The sequence below is a fragment of the Aquipluma nitroreducens genome (assembly GCF_009689585.1).
In the GTDB taxonomy this organism is placed as follows: domain Bacteria; phylum Bacteroidota; class Bacteroidia; order Bacteroidales; family Prolixibacteraceae; genus Aquipluma; species Aquipluma nitroreducens.
Genome location: NZ_AP018694.1, coordinates 218,193 through 230,865 on the forward strand (window position 1 = coordinate 218,193; position 12,673 = coordinate 230,865).

The 12,673-nt window shown below is 38.0% G+C and carries 14 protein-coding genes and 1 pseudogene; 8 read left to right on the top strand and 7 right to left on the bottom strand.

Going from position 1 to position 12,673, the window contains the following annotated elements; translation table 11 throughout:
- Position 1: 1 nt before the first annotated feature.
- The 3 genes from AQPE_RS00885 to AQPE_RS00895 all read right to left on the bottom strand — a co-directional run bounded on the left by AQPE_RS00885 (position 2) and on the right by AQPE_RS00895 (position 2,353).
- Positions 2-796 carry an MlaE family ABC transporter permease gene (locus AQPE_RS00885; RefSeq protein WP_318349156.1) on the bottom strand — a complete coding sequence of 265 codons (795 nt, stop codon included), beginning with the start codon at positions 794-796 and terminating at the stop codon, positions 2-4.
- A 175-nt stretch (positions 797-971) separates the two neighbouring features.
- Positions 972-1,643 carry a porin family protein gene (locus tag AQPE_RS00890; protein WP_318349157.1) on the bottom strand — a complete coding sequence of 224 codons (672 nt, stop codon included), beginning with the start codon at positions 1,641-1,643 and terminating at the stop codon, positions 972-974.
- Between the two features lie 38 nt (positions 1,644-1,681).
- Positions 1,682-2,353, bottom strand: a complete 672-nt coding sequence (locus tag AQPE_RS00895) for an OmpA family protein (RefSeq protein ID WP_318349158.1) — start codon at positions 2,351-2,353, stop codon at positions 1,682-1,684.
- Positions 2,354-2,649: 296 nt separating this feature from the next.
- On the opposite strand from AQPE_RS00895, the gene AQPE_RS00900 reads away from it, so the two are divergent.
- From AQPE_RS00900 to AQPE_RS00920, 5 genes are all read left to right on the top strand, one after another.
- Positions 2,650-2,835 carry a CsbD family protein gene (locus AQPE_RS00900; RefSeq protein WP_318349159.1) on the top strand — a complete coding sequence of 62 codons (186 nt, stop codon included), beginning with the start codon at positions 2,650-2,652 and terminating at the stop codon, positions 2,833-2,835.
- Positions 2,836-2,869: 34 nt separating this feature from the next.
- Positions 2,870-4,204 (top strand): thrombospondin type 3 repeat-containing protein, encoded by a 1,335-nt coding sequence (locus AQPE_RS00905; RefSeq protein ID WP_318349160.1) that lies wholly within the window; start codon positions 2,870-2,872, stop codon positions 4,202-4,204.
- Positions 4,205-4,373: 169 nt separating this feature from the next.
- Positions 4,374-5,192 (top strand): OmpA/MotB family protein, encoded by an 819-nt coding sequence (locus tag AQPE_RS00910; protein WP_318349161.1) that lies wholly within the window; start codon positions 4,374-4,376, stop codon positions 5,190-5,192.
- Positions 5,193-5,304: 112 nt separating this feature from the next.
- Positions 5,305-5,799 carry a hypothetical protein gene (locus AQPE_RS00915; protein ID WP_318349162.1) on the top strand — a complete coding sequence of 165 codons (495 nt, stop codon included), beginning with the start codon at positions 5,305-5,307 and terminating at the stop codon, positions 5,797-5,799.
- A gap of 34 nt (positions 5,800-5,833) precedes the next feature.
- Positions 5,834-6,400: a hypothetical protein gene (locus AQPE_RS00920; RefSeq protein ID WP_318349163.1), complete on the top strand. Its 567-nt coding sequence runs from the start codon at positions 5,834-5,836 to the stop codon at positions 6,398-6,400.
- A 453-nt stretch (positions 6,401-6,853) separates the two neighbouring features.
- On the opposite strand, the gene AQPE_RS00925 is transcribed toward AQPE_RS00920, so the two are convergent.
- Positions 6,854-7,558 (bottom strand): T9SS type A sorting domain-containing protein, encoded by a 705-nt coding sequence (locus AQPE_RS00925; RefSeq protein WP_318349164.1) that lies wholly within the window; start codon positions 7,556-7,558, stop codon positions 6,854-6,856.
- Here AQPE_RS00925 and AQPE_RS23950 point away from each other — a divergent pair.
- Positions 7,545-7,679 carry a hypothetical protein gene (locus AQPE_RS23950; RefSeq protein ID WP_449658192.1) on the top strand — a complete coding sequence of 45 codons (135 nt, stop codon included), beginning with the start codon at positions 7,545-7,547 and terminating at the stop codon, positions 7,677-7,679. The genes AQPE_RS00925 and AQPE_RS23950 overlap by 14 nt on opposite strands.
- Here the strand turns inward: AQPE_RS23950 and AQPE_RS00930 are convergent.
- The 3 genes and pseudogenes from AQPE_RS00930 to AQPE_RS00940 all read right to left on the bottom strand — a co-directional run.
- Positions 7,637-8,008: pseudogene (locus AQPE_RS00930) on the bottom strand (YWFCY domain-containing protein); the annotation flags it as partial. The gene AQPE_RS23950 and the pseudogene AQPE_RS00930 sit on opposite strands and share 43 nt — an antisense overlap.
- A 32-nt stretch (positions 8,009-8,040) precedes the next feature.
- Complete coding sequence (locus tag AQPE_RS00935; protein WP_318349166.1) at positions 8,041-9,345, bottom strand: relaxase/mobilization nuclease domain-containing protein; 1,305 nt, start codon at positions 9,343-9,345, stop codon at positions 8,041-8,043.
- Positions 9,333-9,722 (bottom strand): plasmid mobilization protein, encoded by a 390-nt coding sequence (locus tag AQPE_RS00940; protein WP_318349167.1) that lies wholly within the window; start codon positions 9,720-9,722, stop codon positions 9,333-9,335. Before AQPE_RS00940 ends, AQPE_RS00935 begins: the two co-directional genes overlap by 13 nt.
- Before the next feature lie 623 nt (positions 9,723-10,345).
- Here AQPE_RS00940 and AQPE_RS00945 point away from each other — a divergent pair.
- Positions 10,346-10,510: a hypothetical protein gene (locus AQPE_RS00945; protein WP_318349168.1), complete on the top strand. Its 165-nt coding sequence runs from the start codon at positions 10,346-10,348 to the stop codon at positions 10,508-10,510.
- 58 nt (positions 10,511-10,568) lie between these two features.
- Positions 10,569-12,101: a recombinase family protein gene (locus tag AQPE_RS00950; protein ID WP_318349169.1), complete on the top strand. Its 1,533-nt coding sequence runs from the start codon at positions 10,569-10,571 to the stop codon at positions 12,099-12,101.
- Positions 12,102-12,673 lie beyond the last annotated feature (572 nt).

The window sequence follows — 12,673 nt, forward strand, 5'->3', positions numbered from 1 at the left end:
CTTAATAAAATCTGATCCAATTGGCAATTTGAACTATGATAACTTCCTCAATAAATATCAGGAACATGGCCAATACAACAGCTTGGTTCGCAGCCTTACCAACACCACGTGTGCCCTGTGTGGCATTGTATCCTTTATATGTACCAACAATACCAATTGTGAATCCGTAAACTAAAGTTTTGGTTACTGATGTGATTATATCCAGAAAATTGATCGTTTTAAAAGCGCTTTGATAAAAGCTGATCATACTGCTGGTTTCTTCAGCATGAACATTTAAATACGAACCATACAAGGCAACAAAACTGCAATACAAGGCAAGTATTGGAATGGTAATGGTTGTAGCTAAAACACGGGTTACAACCAGATATTTAAAAGGATTAATAGCAGAAACCTCCATGGCATCAATCTGTTCGGTTACTTTCATCGAGCCCAGTTCGGCACCAATCCCCGATCCTATTTTCCCGGCACAAATGAGCGCAGTGACCAATGGCCCTAAAGCCTTTATAATGGCAATGCCAATTAACGATGGAAGCCACGACGTGGCGCCAAAATCTTCAAGCGAAGGACGCGACTGTTTGGTAAAAACAATGCCGACAATAAAACCGGTGAGGGTGATCAATGCAAGCGATTTCAATCCCACCTCGAAACACTGATTAATCAGTTCGCGCAGATGAAAAGGAGGTTTAAATGCTTCTTTAAAAAAAAGAGTTGTAAACCGGTAAGCCTTGTGCACACCTATAAAATAGTCGTCAAGACCTTTTGAAAATACGTATTTTCTAACTTTTGAATTTCGCATGTAAGGTTTGTATTATAGCCATTTGGTAAAGATGAATATTCCTAAATCTAAATGTGTTACATAACTTTTCAAATAAGTTACATGATTCACACTTTTGCTTTACAAAAAAAAAGAAGACCGTTCCGGTTGGGGAACGGCCATTCTTACACTAACCTCACTTAAAACCAAATCCTAACTAAAACCTATATCCGAGCGACAGGCCGAAACCTGTATTTTTTGTTGATGACTTATCATCCGATAATATCTTGTATTCAGGATTGATATTAAGCATCCCAAATTCGGTGTCGAGTTGTAAAAACAATCCACTTGCCATTTCGTATCCAACAAAAATATTGGCGCCCGCATCAAATGCTTTGTAATAAGGCACTAATATGTTATCACCTGTTTCAACAACACTTTTGAATTTGATGTCCCGATTAAGAGTTACCGAGCCACTAACTGTTTTTACGCTACCACTCATTCCATAACTAACATAAGGTCCAAATCCGAGCATAAAAAATCCTTTACCCAACGAGGCTTTGTAAACCATATTCAAAGGCACTTCAATATAATTGAGTTTTGTTGTGCTTGTTATTGAACCTGAAGTGTTCTTTGCTCCTTTGGATGAATACATGATTCCTGGTTGGAAATAAAACTCGGGAGCAATGGGAATCTGAACATTAATCCCACCATGAAAGCCCAGCAGCATATCATTTTCAAGTTTATCACCACCCAAATCTTTTCCGTTCAGGTTCTGAAAATTTAAACCACCCAATATTCCAAATGATAGTTTTGACTTCTCCTGTGCATTCGCAAATGATGCTGAAAGCAAAAGAATTAATGCGATTGATACTATTTTGTTTTTCATCTGTCTATATTTTTTGTCATTCTTTTTGTAATTCGATTTTATTTAACTACCTCTTTTTCAGACTCAGTCTTCATTTTCTCATTGGCAGTGATCAGAAATTCAACTCTGCGATTTTGTGATCGGCCATTTTCTGTATTGTTATCATACTTAGGCATATTTTCGCCAAATCCTTTGGTTCGGATTCTATTGTTAGAAATTCCATTGTTGAATAAATAGCCTGAAACTTCACCTGCCCGGTTTTCTGACAAGCTCTGGTTGTACGACTGGCTTCCTTTGCTGTCGGTATGCCCCTGAACTTCAATATCCGTATCGGGATAGACATTCAGAATTTTGACCAGTTTATCCAGGTTTACTTTAGCATCAGCCGAAAGATTTGAGCTATCAAATCCGAATAAAACATTGCTGCTAAATTCTACAACGATACCCTCGCCTACCCGTTCAACTTTAGCATCAGGAACTGTCTTTGCAATTTCAGCAGCCTGTTTGTCCATTTTATGACCAATCACTGCGCCGGTAGCACCTCCAACTGCTGCTCCAATAATAGCGCCCAAACCGGTATTTCCGGCAACCTTACCAATTATTGCACCCATAGCACCTCCACCAACTGCTCCGATTGCTCCTCCCTTTTGCGTTTTGTTGAATGAGGCACAGCTCGAAAACAACAATGCAGAACTTAAAATAACGACGGCACTAATTCGAATTCTTTTCATAATAGATGTATTTGATTTTGATAACGATTTCTGAAATGAAATTCATCCGACAGGCCTATAACTTTGATTGTTTTTATTGGTTGAATATCTGGCCGACAAAAATTCATTTTTATCGATGTAAAGATTGACTGATAAAAACTTATTGTAGTTACATAACTTTTGGGAATAGTTACATAATTCACACAATACAAGAACTGTGAAATATATAACTATTAACCAGAATTATATAACACTTTGATTGCTTAACCTCATCACCTTTGTTCAGTGAAAATTCTTTCACAGTTAGAACTACAAAAATGAATACGACAGAATTTAACGGAAATTGGGAGAAACAAAAAGCTAAGCTAAAACAAAGGTTTGCTATGTTAACCGACAATGATTTATTGCTTCTTGAAGGGAAAAAAGAAGAAATGCTAGGAAGAATTCAGATAAAACTTGGAAAAACAAAAGGAGAATTACAGAGGATTATTTCAGAGTTATAAAAATTTGAACATAAATATAAAACCAAAAACAATTATGAAAAAATTACTTTTACTTGCGTTAATAGTGGCTTTTACTGCTAATCTGTATGCTCAAACATCCGACAAAAAATGGGGAGTTGGTTTGGGAGTTGGTGCTTACGGCACATTAAATAATGGCGAAATCGGCTTAATGCCCGAATTGTATCTTGGAAGATATCTAAGTCAACGATTTGACCTGATGTTAAAAGGTGATATGGGCATTTTTCGTACCAGAATGGAAAATAATCTTGATTTGGCAAATGCATTTCTGAATCTAAGATTAAAACTGTCCGATGAAAGCAAAAATTTACGTCCTTACCTTTTTGCCGGGCCGGGCTATTTGCATGACAATTCTACATCTGCAGTTAACTTTGATCTGGGTCTGGGGGCAAAATACTATATGAGCCAGAATACTGCTTTTTATATGGAAGCAGGATATATCAGAGGTATTGAGTCAACTACCTATGATGGTATAACAGGAAGAGAAAATCTTTGGAAAGCCACCATTGGATTGGAATTTGATCTGGGTAAAACCAAAGATTCTGACATGGATGGTGTTTCAGACAAGAAAGACAACTGTCCCAACACTCCTTCCGGAGTTGCAGTTGATGCTAATGGTTGTCCGATTGATACCGATGGAGATGGTGTAGCCGATTACATCGACGATTGCCCAACAGTTGCCGGACTAACTTCGTTAAAAGGATGTCCTGATGCTGACGGTGATGGTGTTGCTGATAAAGACGACAAATGCCCCGACACTCCCAAAGGATGGAAAGTAGATGCTACCGGATGCCCGCTTGATCAGGATAAAGACGGAGTTGCCGATGCTATTGACAAATGTCCTGATACCCCTGATGGAATTGATATTGACAAAGACGGTTGCCCGGTTGATACCGATGGTGATGGTGTTGCCGATTACCTGGACAAATGCCCAACTGTTGCAGGAACCAAAGAAAATAATGGTTGTCCGGTAATTGAAGAAGCTGAAACTGAAACTACATCTCCTGAAATGACAGTAGAACCTGTTTATTTTGACTATGATAAGTCGAATTATATTTCAGGAGAAAAGAAAAAAATAGACAAACTGGTTAAGATTTTGAAAGCAGATAACAACTTGAAAGTTAATTTAACCGGGAATGCCGACAATAAAGGTACAGCCGAATACAATATGACCCTGACTGAAAAAAGAATCGATTCTGTTGTAAAGACAATTAAATCAGATGGAATCCCGGAGAGTCGCATTTCGAAAGAAAAAGCACTTGGAGAAACAAAACCTGTCGCTAATAACGACACGGACGAAGGTCGTGCGTTGAATCGCAGAGTTACGTTTGAAATAATCAAGGTAAAATAAACAATCACTCACAATTCTAAAAAAAGGTTCATGTCAGTTTACGACACGAACCTTTTTTCATTTCAACTATTCAGAATGTGTGAATTATACAATAGATATCAAAAGTTATGTAACACTTCCGAATCGAATGTTACTCAACTTTGAATCGTTAATCACTTAAAAAATCAAAATGAAAAAAACAGTACAATTCATGGCTTTCTTATCACTGATATTTGGCGTGACGTTAACGTCATGCGGTCCAGGCAAAAAATTAGTAAGTTCAAGAGTCAAAGTTGAAAATCTTCAAATAGACAGTGTTAATACACATAATCAACTAGATAAGTGCAATACATTAGTTAAAAACCTGAATGATGATAAAACTTCATTGCTAAACGATAAAACTTCATTGCAAAATGAAAATATGTCGGTTGCTTATGATTTAAAGGAACTATCTACACAATCGAAAATGACTATTGCCGATCAGGCGAGGCGATTAAAAAGCCTTCAGCTTATAATTCAGGCACAAAAAGATGTGATGTCGAAGCTAAAAAATTCGATCGCTGACGCGTTGATGAATTATCAAACCGACGAGCTTTCGATTTACATTAAAGATGGTAGCGTTTATGTCTCTCTTCAGGAAAAATTGCTATTTAAATCGGGCAGCGATGTAGTTGACCCTAAAGGAAAAGAAGCGCTGAAATCGTTGGCACAGGTTTTAAAAAATACAAATGATATATCCGTATTGATTGAAGGACATACCGACAATATTCCGATTAAGACTAAACTATTTCAGGATAATTGGGACTTGAGCACAGCAAGAGCCACGTCGATTGTACGTATTTTGACCACGGACAATGGCTTTGATCCAAATCGCATTACTGCAAGCGGTAAAAGCGAATTTCACCCGGTAAAAGCAAACGATACCGTTGAAGGCCGTGCCGGAAACCGCCGGACCGAAGTTATTTTATCGCCCGATCTGAAAGAACTGAATAAACTGCTGGATCAATAAGATTGAATAGTGTGAATCATGTAACTCTTCTCTGGAATTGTGTAACACATTCCAGAGCTAAAGAGCTCACTTTTGTGATATGAAAAATAAATCAGCACTTAATATCAATTAAATGAAAACGTTAAAATTACTTGTTATTGGAACCCTGCTCCTTTTTGCAGGTTCAGCAAAAGCACAAATATCGGTACATGTAAACCTCGGAACACCACCGCAATGGGGTCCATCGGGATATTCAGATGTTAGATATTATTATTTGCCAGATGTTGAGGCCTATTATGATGTTCCATCGTCGATGTTTATTTATTACAATGGCGTAACGTGGATTCACCGCAGATCGCTTCCAACTCGCTACAGAAATTACGACCTGTATAATGGGTATAAAGTCCCAATGTCAGACTATCGCGGTGACAGGCCATATAATAATTTTCGCAAGCATAAAATGCAATATGCCAGGGGATATCGCGGTCAGGAGCAACATAACATAGGCCAAAGACCTGAAAGAGAAAACTATAACAATGGAAACTATTCCAGAAACCAATCCAGTCAAAAGGCCAGTCATGGTAATAAGAAAAATGAACGTGGCCATGACAATGGCAAAAGAAAATAGGAAATAAGTTATACCCAAATTTAAAATCAAATCAATGAAAACAAAAGTCTTTACTCTTGCATTACTTTCGCTCTTTCTCATTCTCGGAACCAATCTATCGGCTCAGAATAAAAATTATTCTGAAAATCATGGTGGAACCTTAAACTTGGGTTTGGGTATTGGCGGATATTCAGGATATTACAATTATGTTGGGCATTCTTTGCCAGTTTTTCATATCAACTATGAATTTGACGTAGCTAATAATTTTACTTTAGCACCTTTTATCAGTTTTTCATCTTATAGAAATGGCTACTATTACAGTAATAACAATTATTACTATCATGAAACAATTATTCCAATTGGGGTAAAGGGTACTTATTATTTTGATCAAATATTAAATGCGAATTCCGATTGGGACTTTTACCTGGCTGGTTCATTGGGATTTGCCATTATAAAGTCATCTTGGGACAATGGCTATACTGGAGATAGAAATTATTATACCAATGGGAATCCCTTATTTCTTGATTTGCATATAGGTACCGAATATCACCTGAGCAATAAGGTGGGAATATTCCTTGATCTTTCAACCGGTGTTTCAACCGTTGGTTTGGCAATTCATTAACGGTTCAAAAAATTCACAAGCGTCAAAACGAACCAAAATAAATCAAAATAAATTAATTATCATAATCTCACATCACTTACCGAGACCTATTTAAGTTTTTCGGAGAATAGGTCTCGATATAGTCTCGTTTATTTTGCGAATTGGTGCATATTTTGGCACTTGGGTTAAAATAAAAAGCACTCAAATCATTAAATTTGAGTGCTTTTGGTTCAATTTAGTGTCATTTTTCCGTGACCCATCTGGAGTTTGAACGTGTCCTTATTCCGAGCTGATAATCAATATTTTACAAAGTGCTTACTTCAATAGGTCTCGATATAGTCTCGACTGATATTCAATTCATTACAATGCAAATATACACAAAAAATATTGAAATAGTTGGGTAATGTGGTAGAAAGAGTCCCAGAAACTTTATGACTTCCAGAACTCTAAATGGACTTTTCTAAATTCAGAATTCTATTTCTTGATTATCTTTACCGATTGTTTGTTTATAATTAAGAGATAATGTCCGGAAACTTGCTTGCTAATGTCAACTTCTTCCTGCTTTGAATACGTCGATTTTTTCATAATTAGTTTACCATTATCAGAATATATAGCAATAGTTGACTTTTTCATAATTAGTTTACCATTATCAGAATATATAGCAATAGTTGACTTTTTAGTTTCAGGTAATCCTTCAATCGTAATAATTCCGCTTGTGGGATTTGGGTAAACTTTTATCAAATCACTCATGTAGATAACTTCACTATTAACCGGGAACCCTACCTTCATTATGATAGAATTAGAAACAGCAGTTAATGGATTGGCACAAGGATTATTGGATGTTAGATGACACGATACGATTTGTCCATCCAATAATGTTGATGTGGAATAATTTGGGCTACTATTTCCAACAATAACGCCGTTTATGCTCCATTGAAAACTTGGTGTTGTACCACCATTTACCGGATTGGTTGTAAATGCAACTAACTGCCCCAAGGTAATTATTGAAGCTGGTGTTGCAATAATACTAACACTTGGTATAACAGATGAACTAATGATTACCGATGCACTTCCCTGAGTTCCCCAACCACAACTACTGCTGTATGGCCTAACAACAGTATTTTGGCTATTTGGGGCATTTATCCTTTTCTGTGGACTGACACATTTGATCGACGCCATTATTTCCTGGTGGCCAGCTTATCGGTTAAGTGCTGCTTTGAGATTTATCACCGCAGTTATTTCATGGATCACGGTTGTTGCCAACTCCGATGTCTTTATTTTCAACAGTAAGGTCAGGTAACTTGTAAAATAAATCAGCAGTCCGGTGATGATATTAGCAAATGCCGTTTTATAATTCAACTTATTGTCTTTTCTACCTCTTGCACCCAACAGGGAGATAAGCAGAAAGCCTAAAGCGATGAACTTAGATTTATGAAAACTTCCAAACAATCCTGTGCTGCAAATATTGCCCAGTAAGCGGTCGCTGAGTTGATTGCTCAATCCCCACTCTTGGAAAGCAACGTAACTGTAATAATAAAAATGGATCACTAATATTATAATGCTAATTAGCCTGGTCATATCCAGAATTTTCCTCATCGCCTGTTCGTTCTCCCCTGTCTGGATTGTCATAGTTTTAAGATTTTATTGTCTGTTATTGCTTGCTATTGATTGTTATTCAGATTTTTCCTCCTCCTCTTTTTCCTTTTCCTTTTTAATTGGTAAGGCAGGTAATTTGATGTCTGCTCCGCTTGCATCAAGTTATCCAATAAATTTTCAATTTCTTTGAAAGGTGCAGCAATCTGCATGGCATTTGGATGTGCCTTGGTTTCTGCCTCAGCGGCGTTAGCCTGAAGCTGTAACCCAATAGGTTCCTGAGCTGAATACGAAGGCAACTTCTGCTCAGGAACTGCTTTTTGCTGGCAACGTTCCTGAATGGCTTTTGCACTATACTGTTTCCCTAACGCACTCCCGTTGAATACGCATTTAGTCTGGTGATCAACGTATGTAATTCCATAAATCAAACCTGTATTACTTTTGCGCTGGGCGACATGAATACCCTGTTTTTCCAATGCCTTTATCAATTTATGAAGAGTTACCTTTTCCCTCGTTAATATCATATCAATGGCATTCTTAATCCGTGCTTTGTGTGGCATCCTCTTCGATTCATTTTCCTTAAACTTCTCTTCCAAAAATTTAAGGGTTGGTTGGTTGTAAAACGTACTTGCCTTGATTGGCACGCCAATGGGATTTCCGTCAGCATCCAGTATCCGGTAGAGCAAACCGTTGTGCTGGTATACTCTCGAATTTTCACCACCTCGTTCAGCCATTACATTGTATTGTTTGAGCACAGCATTTAGCTCCGGAAGGTTGGTATAACGGTACTGGCTTAACACCGATTCCAATACATTTTGTATGGCCATTTTGGTCTGGGACTTACCATACAACACCTTAGCAAGTGATACCGGCTTTAGCAGATATTGTTCCTGCTTTCTTTGTGATTCAGCATTAATCAGGCCGAACTCTTTTTCAATGATTTTCCGCGCTGGTTCCGACTTTCGAATACCCAGATGATGCAAGTCAATCCGCTTGCCATCTGCCTCAATATTTGTGGTCACCAAATGAATATGTGGATGCCCTGCATCGTGATGTTGATAGACCAGATAAGGCTGTTTTCCGAAGCCGATTTTATCCATGTAAGTCTCTACGATAGCCATTAACTTTTCCTTCGAGAAATGACTTTCGGAAGGATGAAAATTCAGGGAAATATGAACACTGTTTCGTGTCACATTTTCGTTCAGTTCCAACTGTTTCAAAAGACGGTTCATCTTCATAGTAAGGCTCATTTTATCATGATCAACCGGATAATTTCCTACCCCGATGCACTCCGCCATACCGACCTTCACCTTGTTCTCATTGTAATTGAAAATACGGTGAATGGAGTGTCCCGATTTGATTACTGTAACCATGATTCCGCTATTTTTTGAACATGCTTTTTGATCTCGTCCACCTTGTTGATGAGTGTCTTTTTCTCCACTTCATAAGCGATCAGCCAGCTTCTGAATTCAGTAATCTGGTTAAGCGTATTCAGTCGTTTTACCGCCTGGTTGAAGTTGTTCCCGATGTGGTTCAGCTCTGCTCGTAGTAGAACAATTTCTGCCATAAAGTCATCTACCGATTGGTTACGGTATGTGCTTACCATTGGCTTATCAAAAAGCTTACGACGAGCATAATCACTTAATTTCCGACATGAACTCGCCTTCCATTTTCGTTCAATTTTCACATACTCTTCGGGCGTTAATCGCAGCCCGATGATGCGTGTCCGGTTTGAATTCTCTCTTCCCATTTCATCACTTTTTTAAGTTTTCAAACTCAATTTATCATATCAGTGTCCCCGCCCACGAGTTTCGAGTGTGGGGCGGCAAGATCCGGTTGTTTAACAACCGTTCATCTTGCCGATTGCAGGAACGTGGCAATCTCCCAACTTTTAAAATGTCCTCTGTACTTTAAAATTAGCACCAACCACTTTTTAGATATCTCATAACTATTTGTCAAGTCTGCCATCTTATATTCCTGTTTTTTTTCTGTATTTGTAATTTTTTATCATAATTTATGCATTAAATATTCTCTACATCTACCTGGAATTTTAGATACAATTTGATTCAATCTCATTTCTGACTTTTTACACACATTTTCAATCAATTATTCAGACCTGTACGCAAAGCTAAATAGACGACATGGGCTTTACCTAACCTCACTATATTTTGATTAGGATGGTTTGAATAGAGGGAACTAACTTTATTGTGTAAATTTTCATTCATTAACATGGGTGAAAATGTTGCTGGCAAATGACGCAGACAGCGTTTAATGTTGGCATGGAAATGATGGGTTAGAAAAACGTTATCGAGAAGATTGACCAGGTAGCTAAAAACAGGGGAACCGGTTTTTGCAGTCCATAGCAGGAGGCGAGTGATGGGAAACAGAGAGATTGAGAGGATACCACCTGACAAAGCAGTGGAACTTTTAAAAGAAGATGGGATTGAAGTTACAGAAGAACAGGCACAGACTATCCTGATTTTTTTATACGAAATGGCCGACATTGTAGTTGATCAATACATGGCTAAACCGGCATAATTTTGTAAATTTACGGGGATAAGTTGTTGCATTAGTTCCACCCTTTTATTATCAAATTATGAGAATAGCAGATTTATATATTCGGGTAAGCACCGACGAACAGGCAGATAGAGGTTACTCCCAACGTGACCAGGATGAAAGACTACATAAATACTGTGAAATAAACTCCATCCAAGTAAGAAAGGTTGTTTATGAGGACCATTCTGCAAAAACATTCACTCGTCCGGCATGGACAAAATTATTAATTGACCTTCGAAAACATAGAGGGCATTCAGACCTTATACTGTTTACAAAGTGGGATAGGTTCAGCCGTAATGCCGGAGATGCCTACCAGATGATAAGTACTTTGCGGCGGCTTGGCGTGGAACCGCAGGCCGTTGAACAGCCATTAGACTTGTCCATCCCTGAAAATAAAATGATGCTAGCCTTTTACCTGGCAGCACCCGAAGTAGAAAATGACAGAAGAGCTTTGAATACTTTTCATGGTATGAGACGTGCCAAAAAGGAAGGTCGATGGATGGGGACTGCGCCTATAGGATATAGCAATAGAATAACCGAATCAGGAAAGAAATACATTGCGCCTAAAGATATACAGGGAGACATTATGCGTTGGGCTTTCAATGAACTTGCCAATGGAAAATTCAATACCGAACAGATATGGAAGATGGCTATGAGAAAAGGATTGGTTTGTAGCAAGCCTAACTTCTGGGTGGCCATACGAAATCCTGTCTATTGCGGTAGAATCTTTATTCCAAAATTTAAGGATGAAGAAAGTTTCATAGTTCAGGGTCAGCATGAACCACTAATATCTGAAGCCCTGTTTTATGCGGTGCAGGATGTATTGGACGGACGCAAAAGAGTTAAACGAACCAAGATAATTGCCGATGATAACATTCCATTGAGAGGTTTTCTGATATGTCCAAATTGTGGAAGGATATTAACAGCTAGTGCGTCCAAAGGACGTAATCAATACTACCATTATTATCATTGCAGTTCAGACTGTGGCATTCGTTATAAAGCTCCGGAAGCCAATACTAAGATGGTGGATGAAATCCGGAAATATGTACAACCGTTACCTCGTCTTCAATTATTCAAAGAGGTAATTGTTAGTGTTTACAAGGCTAAGACACACGTCCAGCGCAACGAAGTTCAGCAATTGAAAATACAGTTGGAAGAAGCCAATAAAAGACTTTCAAAAGCAAGGGAACTGCTGCTCTGTGGTGACATTGAAGCTGATGATTACCGCACAATAAAAGCCGAAAGCGAGGAACGCATATATAGACTGGAGGCTAAATTATCAGCATCAATAACGGACACAACCAACATTGAACCCTTATGGGATAAAGCTATCAGCAGCATTTCGCAATTGGATGTTTTGTATGAAAAAGGGACTGTAACACAGAAAAGAAAAATCATTGGTTCGATGTTCCCCGAAAAACTGACTTTCGACGGATTTCAATATCGAACCACTCGTATCAATGAAGCATTGAACCTCATGCTGCTGATAAACAGTAAAATACAAGGCAAAAAAAATGAGACAAATCCAACATTTTTGGACTTGTCTCATCAAGTGACCCAGCTGGGGATTTAATCACCAAGGGTACTTATTTCAATATCAATATATTATAATCTTAATTCCCTAAAAGGGGTACGATCTGGACACTGTGCTAATCTAATTCTGTCTGCCTTTGACAAACGCGTGTCTGCATCAATCTCAGGTTCAAATTTACAATTATTTTTAGACAAACAAACATATTGAACATCAGTTTTTTATCTCAGGTGCAAGGTGCAAGCATATCTATATAGATATGCTTGCACCTTGCACCTGACTGTTAATGACGTTTAAAGAATTTCGTATAATTTTCACGCATGTACTTTAGTTATGTAGAATGCAGTATTCAAAGCCGGATTGTAGAAGAAAACAACTGTACGCAAACTCGGGCATAGTTTTGCAAAACATTTGCTTGAAAGCGGAACCGATATTCGCTACATTTAGTAATCGTAAGGACCTACCAGTATTAAAACCATTATAATATACACGCACATTACTCCGATATCAGCAAAGGACATTGTTAGGCACTCGATCTATTACCCAGAACACCAGAGATTAAAGGCTTAAGATAAAAATTCTAATTATCAATAAAAATTAAGAAAAGTACCATA

Excerpts from the sequence above, each read along its gene's own strand:
- AQPE_RS00905 (WP_318349160.1), top strand. The coding sequence starts at position 2,870 with ATGAAAAAATTACTTTTACTTGCGTTAATAGTGGCTTTTACTGCTAAT.
- AQPE_RS00950 (WP_318349169.1), top strand. The coding sequence starts at position 10,569 with ATGAGAATAGCAGATTTATATATTCGGGTAAGCACCGACGAACAGGCA.
- AQPE_RS00895 (WP_318349158.1), bottom strand. The coding sequence starts at position 2,353 with ATGAAAAGAATTCGAATTAGTGCCGTCGTTATTTTAAGTTCTGCATTG.
- AQPE_RS00885 (WP_318349156.1), bottom strand. The coding sequence starts at position 796 with ATGCGAAATTCAAAAGTTAGAAAATACGTATTTTCAAAAGGTCTTGAC.
- AQPE_RS00915 (WP_318349162.1), top strand. The coding sequence starts at position 5,305 with ATGAAAACGTTAAAATTACTTGTTATTGGAACCCTGCTCCTTTTTGCA.
- AQPE_RS00925 (WP_318349164.1), bottom strand. The coding sequence starts at position 7,558 with ATGGCGTCGATCAAATGTGTCAGTCCACAGAAAAGGATAAATGCCCCA.
- AQPE_RS00940 (WP_318349167.1), bottom strand. The coding sequence starts at position 9,722 with ATGGGAAGAGAGAATTCAAACCGGACACGCATCATCGGGCTGCGATTA.
- AQPE_RS00935 (WP_318349166.1), bottom strand. The coding sequence starts at position 9,345 with ATGGTTACAGTAATCAAATCGGGACACTCCATTCACCGTATTTTCAAT.
- AQPE_RS00890 (WP_318349157.1), bottom strand. The coding sequence starts at position 1,643 with ATGAAAAACAAAATAGTATCAATCGCATTAATTCTTTTGCTTTCAGCA.
- AQPE_RS00910 (WP_318349161.1), top strand. The coding sequence starts at position 4,374 with ATGAAAAAAACAGTACAATTCATGGCTTTCTTATCACTGATATTTGGC.
- AQPE_RS00900 (WP_318349159.1), top strand. The coding sequence starts at position 2,650 with ATGAATACGACAGAATTTAACGGAAATTGGGAGAAACAAAAAGCTAAG.
- AQPE_RS00920 (WP_318349163.1), top strand. The coding sequence starts at position 5,834 with ATGAAAACAAAAGTCTTTACTCTTGCATTACTTTCGCTCTTTCTCATT.